Source organism: Thermodesulfovibrio hydrogeniphilus, from assembly GCF_054657355.1.
Genome location: NZ_BAAHYW010000001.1, coordinates 1,480,481 through 1,496,105, shown reverse-complemented (window position 1 = coordinate 1,496,105; position 15,625 = coordinate 1,480,481). Strand labels below are relative to the sequence as shown.

The 15,625-nt window shown below is 36.0% G+C and carries 14 protein-coding genes; 10 read left to right on the top strand and 4 right to left on the bottom strand.

From position 1 onward, the window contains the following. Nucleotides 1-529: 529 nt before the first annotated feature. The 4 genes from ACYQ3P_RS07470 (at nt 530) to ACYQ3P_RS07455 (ending at nt 2,762) form a co-directional block, all read left to right on the top strand. Nucleotides 530-673, top strand: a complete 144-nt coding sequence (locus ACYQ3P_RS07470; protein WP_460177301.1) for a hypothetical protein — start codon at nt 530-532, stop codon at nt 671-673. Nucleotides 674-697: 24 nt separating this feature from the next. Then, nucleotides 698-1,126 carry an IS110 family transposase gene (locus ACYQ3P_RS07465; RefSeq protein ID WP_460178029.1) on the top strand — a complete coding sequence of 143 codons (429 nt, stop codon included), beginning with the start codon at nt 698-700 and terminating at the stop codon, nt 1,124-1,126. Between the two features lie 25 nt (nt 1,127-1,151). Further along, the gene (locus tag ACYQ3P_RS07460) at nt 1,152-1,544 is read left to right on the top strand and encodes a transposase (protein WP_460176154.1); all 393 of its coding nucleotides are present in this window, start codon (nt 1,152-1,154) and stop codon (nt 1,542-1,544) included. Between the two features lie 204 nt (nt 1,545-1,748). Next, nucleotides 1,749-2,762, top strand: coding sequence for a hypothetical protein (locus tag ACYQ3P_RS07455; RefSeq protein WP_460177300.1), 1,014 nt, complete (start codon nt 1,749-1,751; stop codon nt 2,760-2,762). A 68-nt stretch (nt 2,763-2,830) separates the two neighbouring features. On the opposite strand, the gene rfaD is transcribed toward ACYQ3P_RS07455, so the two are convergent. Then, complete coding sequence (gene rfaD, locus ACYQ3P_RS07450; RefSeq protein WP_460177299.1) at nt 2,831-3,799, bottom strand: ADP-glyceromanno-heptose 6-epimerase; 969 nt, start codon at nt 3,797-3,799, stop codon at nt 2,831-2,833. Nucleotides 3,800-4,589: 790 nt separating this feature from the next. Here rfaD and ACYQ3P_RS07445 point away from each other — a divergent pair. After that, on the top strand, nt 4,590-5,237 hold the full coding sequence (locus ACYQ3P_RS07445) for a protein-L-isoaspartate(D-aspartate) O-methyltransferase (protein ID WP_460177298.1): 648 nt from the start codon (nt 4,590-4,592) through the stop codon (nt 5,235-5,237). A 10-nt stretch (nt 5,238-5,247) separates the two neighbouring features. Here ACYQ3P_RS07445 and ACYQ3P_RS07440 read toward each other — a convergent pair whose 3' ends face one another. From ACYQ3P_RS07440 to ACYQ3P_RS07430, 3 genes are read right to left on the bottom strand one after another with little or no spacing between them, the layout of a single operon-like run. Then, on the bottom strand, nt 5,248-6,549 hold the full coding sequence (locus tag ACYQ3P_RS07440; protein WP_460177297.1) for a sigma-54-dependent transcriptional regulator: 1,302 nt from the start codon (nt 6,547-6,549) through the stop codon (nt 5,248-5,250). Next, nucleotides 6,522-7,736, bottom strand: a complete 1,215-nt coding sequence (locus tag ACYQ3P_RS07435) for a sensor histidine kinase (RefSeq protein ID WP_460177296.1) — start codon at nt 7,734-7,736, stop codon at nt 6,522-6,524. The genes ACYQ3P_RS07440 and ACYQ3P_RS07435 overlap by 28 nt, the downstream gene beginning before the upstream one ends. 32 nt (nt 7,737-7,768) lie before the next feature. Continuing rightward, nucleotides 7,769-8,794, bottom strand: a complete 1,026-nt coding sequence (locus tag ACYQ3P_RS07430) for a ribonuclease Z (protein WP_460177295.1) — start codon at nt 8,792-8,794, stop codon at nt 7,769-7,771. Nucleotides 8,795-8,904: 110 nt separating this feature from the next. Here ACYQ3P_RS07430 and galT point away from each other — a divergent pair, with 110 nt between their 5' ends. The 5 genes from galT to ACYQ3P_RS07405 are packed head-to-tail and all read left to right on the top strand — an operon-like array spanning nt 8,905 to nt 15,610. After that, a complete protein-coding gene (galT, locus tag ACYQ3P_RS07425) occupies nt 8,905-9,903 on the top strand; it encodes a galactose-1-phosphate uridylyltransferase (RefSeq protein ID WP_460177294.1) in 999 nt (332 codons plus the stop codon). After that, on the top strand, nt 9,900-11,366 hold the full coding sequence (gene glgA / locus ACYQ3P_RS07420; RefSeq protein ID WP_460177293.1) for a glycogen synthase GlgA: 1,467 nt from the start codon (nt 9,900-9,902) through the stop codon (nt 11,364-11,366). Before galT ends, glgA begins: the two co-directional genes overlap by 4 nt. Beyond that, entirely contained in the window at nt 11,363-13,915 is a 2,553-nt protein-coding gene (locus ACYQ3P_RS07415) for a PAS domain S-box protein (RefSeq protein ID WP_460177292.1), read from the top strand. The genes glgA and ACYQ3P_RS07415 overlap by 4 nt, the downstream gene beginning before the upstream one ends. Nucleotides 13,916-13,955: 40 nt before the next feature. Continuing rightward, nucleotides 13,956-14,315 (top strand): response regulator, encoded by a 360-nt coding sequence (locus ACYQ3P_RS07410; RefSeq protein WP_460177291.1) that lies wholly within the window; start codon nt 13,956-13,958, stop codon nt 14,313-14,315. Continuing rightward, a complete protein-coding gene (locus ACYQ3P_RS07405) occupies nt 14,312-15,610 on the top strand; it encodes a M16 family metallopeptidase (protein WP_460177290.1) in 1,299 nt (432 codons plus the stop codon). The genes ACYQ3P_RS07410 and ACYQ3P_RS07405 overlap by 4 nt, the downstream gene beginning before the upstream one ends. Nucleotides 15,611-15,625: the final 15 nt, after the last annotated feature.

The following is a 15,625-nucleotide window of genomic DNA, read 5'->3' as shown; positions in this document are numbered from 1 at the left end:
ATTGCAATGACCACTCACTTTCCGTCATCACGAGCCTTGCGAAGCAAGTCGAAATGATCTACCTTTATGATTAAGGAGATTGCTTCGGGTGCTAACGCACCCTATCAATGACGAAGGAAGGGGTCATTGCGAGCCTGCCGACAGGCAGGTGAAGCAATCTCATAAAAAGAAAGTATAGCCTCAGAAATAAAATCTCTCGCTATGTCCATATATTTATCATATGATGACGGAGAAAATAAAAGGCGAGGCTTGCAGTGACTTAATCCGTGCGTCATTGCAAGGTATTCTCTCTCCTTGTCATCGTATGATAAATATATGGACACTAAACAGGGATAAGTTAAAATAAAAGGAAGAAAGAAGGTGGGCAAGGACGATTTGTCATAGGTCTTAAAGACCGTTCGCAATGTTGTCCACCACCTTCTCCCTTCCCTTAAGCCTGAACGGAACATTAGGCTCAGACAGCCTGAATGAGTTCCCACGATGATAGGATAAGGGAAGAAAAACAAAAAAATCAAATGGAGGAAGAGAAATGACAAAAGAGAAGTTCATAGTTGGAGTAGATGTGGCAAAGGATACCATAGCAGTAACAATTAGTGAAAGAGGTAAAGGTAAAAGAGCTTCTTTCAATCTAAAGAATCATGCAGAGCAGTTGCATAAGGCTTTGAAAAAGTAGCTACCTGACTGCTGTAAAGAGGATATACTGGTTGTTATGGAACATACAGGGGTTTATCATTTAAAATTAGCCCATGCCTTATATGAGCAAGGGTATAAGGTAGCAATTTTGAATCCGCTGCAGACAAAGAAACTTGCGGATGCAAAGTTTAATAGAGCGAAGACAGACAAAATAGACTCTGCAGTGATAGCTGAGAGTGTGGAGATTTGCGAAGAGATAAGATTATTTAAGCCAATGGATGAACCCCAGCGGAAGATTAAGATACTATTAACTTGCCTTGCGAAGATTCAGAAACATCTTAATTGTTTAAAGAATCAAAGAGAAGCATTAAGATATGAACCGATAATGGTAGATACAGTAATAGAAAATTTTAACGAGCTCATAAAAAATGCAGAGGAAACAATACAGAAGATGGAGAAGGAATTGGAAGAATTGGCGGTAGGCCAGTTATGAGAAACAGATAAAGTTAGCGGAGAGTGTGCCTGGAGTTGGCAAGAGGACAGCATGCATAGCAGTATCAATGCTTGGATGTTTTGAAAATTTTGACAGAGTAAAGGCAGTAGGCAGTTATATAGGGATAAGCCCGAGAGTATATGAATCGGGCAAGAGTGTAAAGAAAAAGGGGAGGATACAGAAGAAGGGGAGTGCATATATAAGGAAGATATTGTATATGGCAGCGATGTCAGCGATGAGATATAATAAGGCATGCAAAGCATTGTATGAGAGGATGATACAAAGGGGCAAGAGCAAGATGCAGGCATTGATAGCAGTAGCCCATAAACTAATAAGGCAGGTATATGGAGTTTTAAAAAGTGGGATACCATACAATGAAGAAATTGCAATGAATGGAAAAAAATACTTGACAAATTAACACGGAACATTGCGAGAGATTGCCACGCCTTCGGCTCGCAACAGTCTCCACATCCGAAGCAATCTCAAAAATTTTACTACACTCTATTCGCAATGATAGGATAACAAAGGTTTTCTAAAGAATCGCTCAATTTGGATTGTTATGCATTTCTAATTAAACCAAGATTGGTTGACTTTTACAAAATATGAATTGATATAATTAATCATGATTGATACTTATTCAATTTATAAAGAGCTCAGTTCAACTCTTGGAGAAGCCGCTGCCAAGAGTCTTACGGAAATTTTAGCAAAAATTCATGAAGAGCTAATACAGACAGTTACGAAATCAGATTTTGAAGAGTTATCAAAAAAAGTTGAGTTAATTTCCTCTATTCAATTCAACATTGAAAAAAATCTTGAAAAACTAACCCAAAGAGTAAACGAACTTGCCGAGGCACAGAAAAAGACTGAAGAACGCCTGAACGAACTTGCTGAGGCACAGAAGAAGACTGAAGAGAGACTTAACGAGCTTGCTGAGGCACAGAAAGCCTCAGAGCAAAGATTAACTCGCCTTGAGCAAACCGTTGCCGAGCTTGCTGAGGCACAGAAAGCCTCAGAGCAAAGATTAACTCGCCTTGAGCAAACCGTTGCCGAGCTTGCTGAGGCACAGAAAGCCTCAGAGCAAAGATTAACTCGCCTTGAGCAAACTGTTGCCGAGCTTGCTGAGGCGCAAAAGAAAACTGAAGAGCGTCTTAACGAGCTCGCAGAAGCACAAAAGAAGACTGAGGAAAGTTTAAATAGACTGATTAAAAGGGTTGATCATATTGAACAAGAGCTTGGTGGAATTTCAATGGTAGTAGGTTATGGTCTGGAAGATAAGTTGTATCCTCACATTAATGTTTTTGTAAGAAAAGTTTTCAATGCAGAGCCATTAAAAACTGTATTAAGAAAACATATAGAATTTGAGACTAAAAAATACATTGAAGCTAATATTTATACAGAAGCAAAACTTGATGGAAAACAGGTGCTTGCAATTGGAGAGTGTAAAGCCCAACCGGGCAAAAAAGATATTGATAGATTTATGATTTTGTGTAAAAAAATTTCAGAAAAAACGCATAAAGAAATTTTACCATACATTGTAGGATTTACTTTTACTCCTGTAATTGAGGAATATATAAAAGAAAAATATCCGGAACTAAAGTTTTTCAGAACCTATGAAATAGAAAACAGGCTTTTTTAAATATTTCTATCTACGAAAAATATTCAGTCTGTTAAACCTACTGTCAATCAATTAGCGAAATCAATATTTCAGTCTATATTGATTAAATAATTTAAAACATAGTCCCTAACAGATTCTTCAAGTGACATGGTAGGAGCTGTATAACCAGCTTTTCTTATTTTATCCATGTCAGCCCTTGTAAAATATTGATATTTACCCCTTAACTCTTCAGGCATTTCAATATATTCAATGTTTGGTTTCATATTTAATGCGGAAAATACAGCATTTGCAAGATCATTCCATGAACGAGGAATTCCAGTTCCCGCATTAAAAATCCCATTGATATGTGGCTTTTCTAAAAAGAAAATTGTCATCTCAACAGCATCTTTTACATATATGAAATCTCTAAGCTGTTCTCCGTCTTTATATTTTGGATTATATGACTTGAACAGTCTAATTTTTTTATCTTTTTTTATTTGTTCAAAGGCTTTCAAAACCATGCTTCGCATATCACCCTTATGCCACTCTCTTGGACCAAAAACATTAAAGTATTTAATTCCGACAATTTTATCAAGCACTTTATTTTTGAGTGCCCATAGGTCAAATATCTGTTTTGAAAATCCATAGGCATTTAGAGGTCTTAGATTTGGAATAATGGAATGGTCATCAGAAAATCCCAAAGAACCATCTCCGTATGTAGCGGCTGAGGAGGCATAAATAAATCTTACATTATTTCCTATGCACCATTTTGCAAGGATTTTAGTATATTCATAGTTGTTTTCCATGAGAAAGTCAACATCTCTTTCTGTTGTGCTACTTCTTGCTCCAAGATGAATTATGGCTTTTATTTCGTTATCAAAGCTTCCATTTTTTATCTCGCTGATAAATTTATCCTTATGGATGTAGTCATCAAAAGACAGGTCAACAATATTTTTCCATTTCTCCGATTTGTCAAGATTGTCCACGATCAGTATTTTTTCCTCTCCCAATTCATTAAGCCTTTTTACTACATTGGCTCCGATAAAACCAGCTCCACCTGTAACAACTGTATAACTCATTTTCTCCTCCTGCTAAGTTTAGCATAGATATTTATTTTATCACATTAACTGAGGGATATGTTGTTTAAATACCAGATTAAGACTATTAACTGGAGTAACCGAAAAATAGAGATAGACACTCGTCACTGCGAGCCCCCTGTTGCGAGCGATAGCGTGGCAATCTGGGGCGAAGCAGTCTCTAATTGGTGACTGGTGAATGGTGATTCGTGGATGGTGGATGGTGAACACCTCTCCGTAATTGCGAGGATACCCCTCTCCGTCATTGCGACTCCGAGCGAAGCGAGGAGGAAGCAACCTCGCCATCATAGTACCATAGAGCGACAGCGTAGAAATCCAACAATTCGTCACTGCGAGCCACTCGATGTGGCGAAGCAGTCTCTAATATGATGTAATAACGTAAGACGTGAGACGTAAAAGGCAAAAGACGAGATTGCTTCGCCTGCCTGTCGGCAGGCTCGCAATGACGGAAAAAATAAACGACAGGCTCGCAATCACCCCTTCCTTTGTCATCGTGAGGGCACGAAGTGCCCGAAGCAATCTCGTCTTTCCTTCAATATGGAATGAGATTGCTTCGCATCCTTCGGATGCTCGCAATGACAGCAAAAAACATAAATTTTCAAATGGTTATGCCAATTATTGGATTTCTATCGCTATTTTTGGGGGATTATTGTCCAGTTGCAAGCTTTGGTTGTGAATTGTATAATTAATTACAGATTAAAAGTTGGTCATAGTCAAATGTGAAAAAGCTGTGTAAAGAAGTATTCATTTTTAGAGTAAAAGGAGTAGTAGCATGGATAGATATCAAAAATTAAGAGAATGGATGGTTGAAACACAAATTGTTGAAAGGGGTATAAGGGACAAGCGTGTTATTGAAGCAATGAAAAAAGTTCCAAGACATCTTTTTGTTCCAGAGGAAATTATTGACGATGCATATGATGACAGAGCCCTTCCAATAGGACATGGTCAAACAATTTCCCAACCATATATTGTCGCTTTAATGACAGAGCTCCTTGAACTGAAAGGTGACGAAAAAGTTCTTGAAATAGGCACAGGCTCTGGATATCAGGCAGCAATACTTGCTGAGCTTGTAAAGGAAGTGCATACAATAGAGAGAATTCAAGCCCTTGCTGAAGAGGCAAAAAAGAGATTTGAGAAATTGGGATACAACAACATTAAAGTTTATGTAAGGGATGGCACAGAGGGTTTGCCTGAATTGTCACCATTTGATAGAATTATAATTACAGCAGCTACTCCAGATATTCCAGAACCGCTTGTTTCTCAGCTTAAAGAAGAGGGCATTATAGTTGCTCCAACAGGAGAGAGATACTCCCAGTATTTGCTTAAGGCAATAAAAAGGCATGGAGAGCTGGAAAAACATTATCTGATTCCAGTAGCCTTTGTTCCGCTTATTGGAAAATACGGCTGGAAAGAATATTAAAAAAGCAGAGCTACTCAATTCCGTATTCTTTTATTTTATAATAAAGCGTTCTGAGAGATATTCCAAGAATTTTAGAAGCCTGTTTTTTATTTCCACCAGTTTTTTTCAAGGCTTCAATGATTGCATTTTTCTCCAATGCTTTTAAATCTTCAACTTGCTCTTGCTGTGTATTTGAATCTTCAGGTTTCAGTTCAATTTCTATTTTATTTCCTGAGAGAATCACAGCCCTTTCAAGCATGTTTTCAAGCTCCCGAATGTTACCGGGAAAAGTATATGTTTTAAGCAATGTAATGGATTCGTTACTAAGTTTTTTTCTTTCCTTGCCAAGTCTTAGACTTATTTTTTCCAAGATGTATTCGGCAATTTTTATAATAGAGTTTCTCCTTTCTCTTAACGGAGGAATTGATATAGGAAAAACATTTAGCCTGAAATAAAGGTCTTCCCTGAATTTTCCATCTTTAACCATCTGTTTCAAGTTTTTATTCGTGGCAGTTATAAATCTGGCATTTGTTTTTATTGATTGAAGTCCACCAAGTCTTTCAAAGCTTTTGTCTTGAAGCACTTTTAAAAATTTTGCCTGAACTGCCATTGAAAGCTCTCCAATTTCATCAAGGAAAAGGGTGCCATCCTTTGCAAGCTCTATTTTCCCCGGTTTCTGTTTAACTGCTCCAGAAAATGCTCCCTTTTCGTATCCGAAAAGCTCTGACTCTATTAGGGATTCTGGGATGGAAGCGCAGTTTATTTCTACAAATGCACCTTTTCTTCCGCTCATTCTATGAATTGCCTTTGCTACAGCAGACTTACCTGTTCCTGTCTCTCCGTATAAAATTAGGGTTGTGTCTGTTTTGGCGACTTCTTTAACTATGCTGTAAATATCCTCAATTCCTGCAAATAGAATTTCATAGGGCACTTCATCGGATTCAATTTGTTTATGAGGTTCTGCGGTTGAGATAACTTTTTTAACTGTTTCCAGAAATTCTTCAGGTGATGGAAGGGGTTTTGTTATATAGTCTATTGCTCCCTTTTTCATTGCCTCAACTGCTGATGGTATTGTGCCAAATGCAGTAACAATAATGAATGCTGTATGGGGCAAAAGCTCTTTTGCCTTTTCAATAAAATTTATTCCATCCATCTTTGGCATTTTTAAATCAGTTATCACAAGCTGAGGATAAAAGGCTGTTAATGATTTAAGAGCAAGCTCTGGGTCATGAAAGACTTTTACATTATAGCCTTCGTCTTGAAGGATAGTTTCCAAAAATGAGGCAAAGGATATATCGTCTTCAACTATAAGGATTTTGGTATTATGAGCCATGCTGTAGTTCCTTTTCCTTTTTCACTTTTTATCCGAAATTCTATCTTTAAAATCTCGCAAAGCCTTGTCACTATTGAAAGTCCTAATCCTGTTCCCTTTGGTTTAGTTGTAAAAAATGGTTCAGTAGCCTGCCTTTGTGTTTCTTCATCCATTCCTGTGCCTGTATCTTTGATTTCAATTTCTATTTTACCATTGAGGCTTTTAGCTTTGATATAAATTGTTTTTTCATCTGCCTCTGCCAATGCGTCAACAGAATTTTGAATTATATTTGTGAGAATCTGTTTAAGTTTATCTCTGTCAGTCTTTATTTCTATGTTTTCAGCTTCAATGATTATTTGATTTTCGCCCTGATTTAAAAATGGTATTGTTACTTCTTTCAAAAGTTCTACAAGGTTGAATTCAGTAAGCATAACATTGTGAGGATTTGCATAGTTTGAAAGTTCATTGGTAAGCCTTTCAAGTCTAAGGCTTTCTTTTATGATGATATCAAGATATTCTTTGATTGATGAGCTACGAGACTCTGTCAATGATTCACTATCTGCGAGCTTTCTCAAATACTGGGCAAATCCCTTTATGCTTCCGAGAGGGTTTCTTATTTCATGTGCCAAAACTCTTGAGAGCATGGATAGATTTTCAAGTTCCTTCATTCTATTTTGCATCTTTTCAATTTTTGCAACCACAAAGATTGCGAGTATACCACTTAACAATATAAGTACTGCGGAGATTGAAATAAATATTAAATGGGCTTTTGCTGTTCTTAGCAGTTCCTCTGCTGGATATGGATGGAGAGCAACTCTAAGTATATGGGATTTATTTAAAAAGTTTATCTTTGTATCAGACACAAAAACTTCTTCTCCTGTTCCTAAAACAATTCTGTGATAATAAGGGCTTGGGGATGAGAGGATGTTTTTAATCTCTTTAAATTGCTTTCCAATTAGAAGAGGATTTGAATGAAGCACTACTTTTCCTTCAATATCATAGAGGGCAAGAAATGCTATACCTTCCCATCTTTCATCAATAAGCATTTGAGACATAATGATGCTTCCTTCTGTTTGAAGCTGATTCGGATTTAAATTTTGAATAAGGCTGTTGAGAGTTACAGTAATTCCAATTGCTTGCATCTTTAGAGCTTCTTCTGTAGCATTTCGTGCATTTTTATATAAAAAATATCCACTGATGATAAGCATTGTGGAGGATATTAGCACAATTATAAAAATAACTAACTTTGCTGTAAAATGCCTTTTTTTGATAGCTCTACCTCTCTGTAGACTTCTTCGGGGTTGTCAATGTATTTTGGAGAAATGTGCAATATTTTTAACTCCCCAACACCTGCTTCCCTTGCAATTTTTCCAGTTACCCAAGCTGTAAGATGATTTCTTTCCAAAGCTCTCTCTCTGTCTCTATTTAAAAAAAAGGCTTCACAAAAGAGGATGTCCGAACCACTTACAAATTGGATTATTTTCTCAATATTTTCATCAATTGGGGCAACATCCATTACATAGGAAATTTTTTCTCCCTTTGTTATCAACAGAATATTAAAAAGTTCTTCAAATGGTATAGCACCCTTTGGAGTTTGTATTGGAATATTTGAATTATCTGTTTTAGGTTTTAGCATTGTTTCAGCGTTATACTCGTAATTTGCTTTAATTATTTTTTTTAACTCTCCAAGCCACGGACCTATTTGAAAGCCATGTTTTTCAAGTTCAGTTTTATTGATATTTATATGGAAATCTTCTTCTATTGCATAAGCTATTACAGGAATTCCATGCGATAACTCAATTGCTTTTACTTTGAATAACGGCTCATTAAGAATGATGTTATCCACTATCTGCACTGAATATGTTGTCTCTATTTCAAAACCTTTAGATGCTATAAATCGTGCAACTTTCATCTCACTTCCTTTGATGGCATAGGCTTCAATTTTTAAGGGATAATCTGCAACAAGATTCCATGTATAACCCCTTAGTTTTCCCCATACACAATCAATGATATTTTCAGGACCATAGATTCTGAGTGGTTCTTCTCTTCTTAAAATTGCCCTCAATACTTGGTCAAAGCCAATAAAGTGATCAATATGGGTATGGGTGACAAAGATATCACTTACCTTAAGTAATTCATTAAATGGAATTTTTCTTATATCTCCTACATCAAGAAGTAATGCTCTTTTTTCTCTTAAAAGTTTAATAAAAACGCATGGGTCACCAAAGGCATCATTAATAATTTTGTAATGAAAAAGTTTTGCCATAATGATATAATTATACAAAAAAGCTTATGAATGATGAATGTTGAATTTTTGTTGATGCTTTAAGTCAATGCTGAACATTCATCATTAATATCAAAATTGGAGGGTGGACTATGTCTGAATTGAGAAGAGATCCTGTATCTGGAAGATGGGTAATAATTGCTATTGAAAGGGGTAAAAGACCATCTGATTTTACTCCTGTAAGCCAGAAAAGAAAGGTCAAAGGTTTCTGCCCTTTTTGTCCGGGTAATGAGCATACTGCACCAAATGAAATAATAGCTTTCAGACCTCCAAACACAGCTCCCAATACTCCTGGTTGGTCATTAAGGGTTGTTCCAAATAAATTCCCAGCTCTTCAGATTCATGGAGACCTGAATAAAAGGGGAGAGGGTGTTTATGACAAAATGAACGGAATTGGTGCCCATGAGGTAATCGTTGAAACACCTGATCACCTTGCATCACTCTCAACAATGCCTCTTAAGGCTGTTGAAGATGTTTTATGGGCATATTATTTTAGAATTACTGACCTTAAAAAGGATGTGAGATTCAAGTATGTGATGATTTTTAAAAATGAAGGCGAGTCAGCAGGAGCAACCATTGAACACTCCCATAGCCAGCTTATTGCTTTACCAATTGTTCCACATCATGTAGCAGAAGAGATATTTTATTGCAAAAGACATTTTGAGCTTAGAGACAGATGTTTATTTTGCGATATAATTGCACAGGAACTTGAGGCTGAAAAAAGATTGATATATCAAAATGAGGCTTATATTGTTATAGCACCTTTTGCTCCAAGAGAACCCTTTGAAACATGGATTTTGCCTAAAAGGCATGAATCAAGATTTGAACCAAGAGATAAGAGCTTTATGCTTTTAGCAGATGCTTTGCAGACAACCCTGAAAAAGCTTGATGCGGTTTTGGAAACTCCGCCATACAACTATGTTCTTCATACTTCACCATTTAACAATGAAGATAACGAATACTATCACTGGCATATTGAGATTATTCCAAAACTTACAAAGCTTGCAGGATTTGAATGGGGTTCAGGATTTTATATAAATCCAACTCCTCCTGAAGAGGCTGCCAAGTTTATGCGGGAGGCGAAAACATGAAAGTAGCTTTAGTTTCAGCAGAAGCCGTCCCTTTTTCAAAAACAGGGGGACTTGGTGATGTTGTTGGAGCTTTATTTAAAGAATTTTTAAAAGCCGGCGTTGATGTAAGGTTTTTTTTGCCCTATTATCGGATAACAAAAAATAACTTCTCCGACAAAGTTGAAGATGTAGGCATAGTTTACGGAGTTCAGATAGGAAATAGCAAAAAATTTGGAGCTGTCCGTTCAGCAAAGGCATATGTTGACAGCGAAGACAATTTGATATTGAAGCCTGACAAGTCTGGAAACATATTCTTTATAGAACATAATGATTTTTTTGACAGGGAACAGCTTTATGGCACAAATTACGGTGAGTATCTTGACAATGCAGAGAGATTCATATTTTTCTCAAGGGCAATTCTTGAGATATGTAGAGTTTTGGATTTAAAAGTCCGCATCATACATTGCCACGATTGGCATACTTCTTTGATTCCATTATACTTGAAAACCTTATACAAAGAATGCCTTTGTTTTGAAAAAACCAAGACAATATTAACAATCCATAATTTAGGATATCAGGGAGTGTTTCCAAAAGATAAGCTTGAACTGACAGGTTTTGGCTGGGAGATGTTTCATATAGACTGCCTTGAATTTTATGGAATGGTAAACTTCCTAAAGGCTGGAATATTTAATGCCGATTACATAACAACTGTTAGTCCTACCTACGCGAAGGAGATACTGACACCAGAATTTGGATTCGGACTTGATGGAGTTTTAAGAAAAAGACAGGATAGATTGACGGGAATTTTAAATGGCATTGACTATAAAATCTGGAATCCTGAGAAAGACCCGTATATTATTGCAAATTACGACAAAGAAAACATCGAGGATAAAAGGAAAAACAAAGAAGAGATTATGAAAATAGCCAATCTCACAGGTTCACTTGATAGTCCTCTTGTTGCTTTCATAGGTAGAATGGTGTCTCAGAAGGGCGCAGATTTAATTGCAGATGCAGTCCCTTCTTTGATAGAGAAAGGAATCAATTTTGTGTTTGAAGGAACAGGAGAAAATTATTATGAAAACAGAATTAGAGAACTTCAAAATAAGTATCCTTCAAAAATTTTTGCTTATATCGGATTTGATGAGGTTTTAGCCCATAAAATATATGCAGGAGCTGACGCATTGCTTGTGCCTTCAAAGTATGAACCCTGCGGACTCAGTCAACTTATTGCAATGAGATACGGAACAATTCCAATTTGCAGAAAAACAGGCGGACTTGCAGATACTGTTGAAGACGGCTTAACAGGCTTTCTCTTTGATAATTATACAGTTGAGGATTTACAAAAAGCGGTATTTCGTTTTCTGGAAATATATCATTTTCAGGAAAGATTCAATAAAATGAGACTTAATGCAATGGAAAGGGATTTTTCTTGGAAGAAGTCTTGTTATGAATACTTAGAACTTTATAGGAAGCTAAGCCTATGAGAGAGAGAGAAGCATTATATGAACTTTTAAAATTGCTTGAAATCTCCGAAGAACCTGAACTGCTTTTTGAAAGGCTGATTTTCCATGTTTCAGAGCTTATGAATGCTCAGGGCGCTGTGATGAGGATTATTGAAAATGGCAATTTGAAAACTGTTGCTAAATATAACATTGATACTGATAAAAACATTGTAAAGATTGAAGGAGGACTATGTAGCGAGGTTATAAATGAAGGCAGAGTAAAGACTTTTGGAAGAGAACAGCTATTAGGCAAAGAATTAGATGTTCCTGCCTATTCTTTAATATGTATACCGTTGAAAATTCATGAAACGATAAAAGGAATAATTTTCGTTTATAACAAGATTGACTCTGAAGAAGGCTATGGTGAGTTCTCTGATGAGGACATAAAATTAGCTGAACTTTTCTCTGGAGTTGCATCTCTTATTATTCTCAAATCCTTAAAATTCAAAGAAACTGCTGAGCTTAAAAGCTATCTTGAAAGTCTCATCCAGAGTTCTGCAGATGCAATTATTGCAACCAATCTTGAAAACATAGTAACCGCATGGAATCAGGGTGCTGAGAATATTTTTGGATATAAAGCTGAAGAAATTTTGGGAAAGCCTATACCAATAATTCCCGATTTTTTAATTGAGGTTGAAAAATTCTACTCTGAAAGAATTAAACAAGGAGAGACACTGAAGGATATTGAGACAGTAATGATTAACAAAGAAAGCAAACTCATAGAAGTCAGTCTTACAATGTCTCCTATTAAGAATGAAAACGGGCAAGTAATAGGCATAAGCAGAATCATTAGAGACATTACTGAGAGGAAAAAGCTTGAGAGAGATTTGATAAGAAGGAATGAGGAGCTGGCAAAGATTCTTTTTGTCAGTTCTGCTGTAAGAAGCACATTAGAGCTAAATAAACTTTTGAGAATGATTTTAACTGTTATTACAATGGGTGAAGGACTTGGTTTTAACAGAGCTGTTTTGTTTCTTCTTGATGAAGAATCTCGCACATTGAAGGGTGTCATGGCTGTTGGGCCATCAAGCTATGAGGAGGCTTGGCAGATATGGTCAAGCATGACAAAGGAGAAAAAAACGCTTTTTGAGGTTTTGGAAGACCTAAGCAGACAGGAGCTTGAAGCAGACAGTTTTCTGGAGAGGTTATGTAAAAACATTTCCATATCTATTGATGAAAACACACCTCTTGTTAAGTCAGTCAAGGAGAAAAGAGTTTATAATATCAAAGATGTTCATAAAGAAGAAGCTGATCCAATAATAATTCAGCAATTAGGAAGTCACGCTTATGCAATAGTTCCACTTATTTCAAAAGGCAAAGCCATAGGAGCTATATGGGTTGATAACTTTTATACAAAAAAGCCTATTACTGAGCAAGATATCAATTTTCTGAAAGGCTTTGCTGATCAAGTAGCTGGAGCAATTGAAAACGCATGGATATTTGAGAAAGTAGACAGAGCGGAAAAAGAGCTCAATATGCTATTCAATTCCATAACAGACCTCATATACTATACGGATGAGAATTTTACTATCAAAAAAGTAAATCGTTCTTTCTTGAAAAAAATTGAACTAAGTGAAAACGAAGTAATTGGTAAAAAATGTTTTCAACTTCTCCATAAAACCGAAACACCTTTTAAGGCTTGTCCCCATCTTAGGGCAATTCAAACAGGGAGAGCATCTGTTGGAGAGCTTGAAGAGAACTATCTTGACGGAGTTTATGTTCTTTCAAGCTCTCCAATTTTTGATAATTCTGGAAAATTGCTGGGAACAATAAATGTTGCAAAGGATATAACTGAGATAAAAAAATTAAGGGAAAAAATTATAGTCATGGAAAAAATGGCAGCTTTGGGTGAAATGGCAGCACAGGTTGCCCATGAAATCAGAAATCCTTTGCTTGCAGTAGGTGGATTTGCCAAAAGACTTCACAAACAACTAACAGATGAAAACATGAGGGAATACACAAAAGTTATTATTGATGAGGTCATGAGACTTGAAAGCATATTGAAAGAGATACTGAGTTTTGTGAAGCCATACGAAATGAGCAAAGAACCTTTAAGTATTAAAAAAATGTTCTCAGACGTTGAAAATCTAATAAAAACTACAGTTCGGGAAAATAACAACGAACTTTTTGTGGAAGTAGAGGATGATTTTCTAATTCTTGGAAATTACGATAAATTGAAAGAAGTTTTTCTTAATATGTTAACAAATGCCAATGAAGCAACGAAAAATGGTAAAATTTACTTAAGAGCTAAGAAAAATGGTTATTTGCCTGAGGAAATTAGGGATAAAGGTAGTAAGTATGTTGTATTGGAGGTTGAAGACACGGGAATAGGAATATCAAAAGAAAACATGAAGAAAATTTTTAATCCTTTCTTTACAACAAAAGCCAGCGGAACAGGACTTGGACTTGCTATATCAAAAAGAATAATTGAGGAGCATGGTGGAATAATTGAGGTTGAAAGCGAACTTAACAAGGGAACAGTTTTTCGTATATATTTGCCAGTTTATGAAGAGACTCAAAATAATATTTAAGGGATGTTGAGCAAAACTTTTTTGCTTAAGGAGGATTTGTATGAAGATAATGGTTGTAGATGATGAAAGAAACATACTCATGCTTTATAAGGCTGAGTTTGAGGAAGAAGGATATGAGGTTGTAACAGCTAACTCAGGCAAAGAAGCTCTTGAGCTTTTTGAGAGGGAAAAGCCTGATCTTGTAACCCTTGATATTATGATGCCGGATGTAGATGGAATTCAGGTATTAAGACAGTTAAAGGAAAAAAATCCGAATATCCCAGTAATTATGTTGACAGCCTATGATTACAGAGATGATTTTTCTATATGGGCTTCAGATGCCTATGTGGTTAAATCCTCAGATTTAGGACCACTTAAAGAAACAATTAAGCAGGTGGCTGAAAGATACGGACTAAAATGAAAAAATTTGCCATAGTTTTATTTTTTGTTATATTATTTCCACTTATGGGATTTTGCGAGCTAAAGGAAGAAAAATTAAAAAACGGGCTTAAATTAATTATTGTTGAGGACAAGGCATCTCCAATGGCTACTTTTCAGGTGTGGTATAAGGTAGGTGCTATTGATGAATTGGAAGAAAAGTCTGGAATAAGCCATCTTTTGGAACACCTTATGTTCAGAGGCAGTAAAAACTATCCTGGAAATGTGTTCTCAAAAATTGTTCAATCTCATGGTGGAGTGGATAATGCCTTTACAACAAAGGATTATACTGTTTATTATCAAAAGTTTGCACCACAAAAATTACATGTATCTATAGACCTTGAATCAGACAGAATGGTTAATCTTCTTTTGAGTCAGGAAGACTTTGAGCTTGAAAAGAAGATAGTGCTTGAAGAAAGAAGACAGAGATATGAGGACAGCCCTGAAAGTCTAATTATTGAGGAAGTAATTGGCGCAGCATTCAAGGCTCATCCTTATAGAAAGCCTGTAATTGGATGGACAGAAGACATAGAGAGAATTACGCTTGATGATGTGGCAAAACATTATCAACAATATTATTGCCCAAACAATGCCTTTATCATTGTTGCTGGAGATGTTAACTCCGATGAAATTATAAAAAGCATCAGAGAAAAGTTTGAACCAATTCCCTCATGTCAGAAAAATCCCGAAAGAAGACTTTTATATGAGCCAAAACAGTATGGTGAAAGAAGAGTTATTCTAAAAAGACAAACACATCTTCCAATGCTTGTAATGGCATATAAAGTTCCAGCTTATCCTGATAAGGATAGTATTTCCCTTGAAATTTTAAGCACAATCTTGGGAGAGGGTAAAAGTTCAAGGCTTTACAGAAAGCTTGTAAGAGAAAAATCATTGGCAGTTGACATTTCAACATCCAATTCTCCGCTAAGCAGGGATGGCTTTCTATTTTTTATTGTTGCATACATTAAAGAGCAGGATAAAATTGAGGAGGCAGAAAAAATAATCAAGGAAGAGATAGAGAAGCTAAAAAATGAAAAGCCTGAAAAAAAGGAGATAGAAAAAGCAAAGAACCAAGTTGAGGCATCTTTTCTTTTCAGTCAAGACTCAGCCTTTGGACACGCCCTATTTGTTGGTAGATTTGAGATTCTTGGTAATTGGCGAATGATTAATCAATATCGTGAAGATAGTTTGAAAGTGACTGAGGATGATGTGCAAAGGGTAGCACAAAAATATTTTAAAAATGATAACCTTACTGTGGGGATTTTAATTCCGGAATGAATAAAAGAATTTTAA

What these genes read in the sequence shown, in the direction of transcription:
- ACYQ3P_RS07445 (WP_460177298.1), top strand. Translation starts at nt 4,590, where the DNA reads ATGGATAGATATCAAAAATTAAGAGAATGGATGGTTGAAACACAAATT.
- ACYQ3P_RS07410 (WP_460177291.1), top strand. Translation starts at nt 13,956, where the DNA reads ATGAAGATAATGGTTGTAGATGATGAAAGAAACATACTCATGCTTTAT.
- glgA (WP_460177293.1), top strand. Translation starts at nt 9,900, where the DNA reads ATGAAAGTAGCTTTAGTTTCAGCAGAAGCCGTCCCTTTTTCAAAAACA.
- ACYQ3P_RS07440 (WP_460177297.1), bottom strand. Translation starts at nt 6,549, where the DNA reads ATGGCTCATAATACCAAAATCCTTATAGTTGAAGACGATATATCCTTT.
- ACYQ3P_RS07430 (WP_460177295.1), bottom strand. Translation starts at nt 8,794, where the DNA reads ATGGCAAAACTTTTTCATTACAAAATTATTAATGATGCCTTTGGTGAC.
- galT (WP_460177294.1), top strand. Translation starts at nt 8,905, where the DNA reads ATGTCTGAATTGAGAAGAGATCCTGTATCTGGAAGATGGGTAATAATT.
- rfaD (WP_460177299.1), bottom strand. Translation starts at nt 3,799, where the DNA reads ATGAGTTATACAGTTGTTACAGGTGGAGCTGGTTTTATCGGAGCCAAT.
- ACYQ3P_RS07470 (WP_460177301.1), top strand. Translation starts at nt 530, where the DNA reads ATGACAAAAGAGAAGTTCATAGTTGGAGTAGATGTGGCAAAGGATACC.
- ACYQ3P_RS07435 (WP_460177296.1), bottom strand. Translation starts at nt 7,736, where the DNA reads ATGCTTATCATCAGTGGATATTTTTTATATAAAAATGCACGAAATGCT.
- ACYQ3P_RS07405 (WP_460177290.1), top strand. Translation starts at nt 14,312, where the DNA reads ATGAAAAAATTTGCCATAGTTTTATTTTTTGTTATATTATTTCCACTT.
- ACYQ3P_RS07415 (WP_460177292.1), top strand. Translation starts at nt 11,363, where the DNA reads ATGAGAGAGAGAGAAGCATTATATGAACTTTTAAAATTGCTTGAAATC.
- ACYQ3P_RS07455 (WP_460177300.1), top strand. Translation starts at nt 1,749, where the DNA reads ATGATTGATACTTATTCAATTTATAAAGAGCTCAGTTCAACTCTTGGA.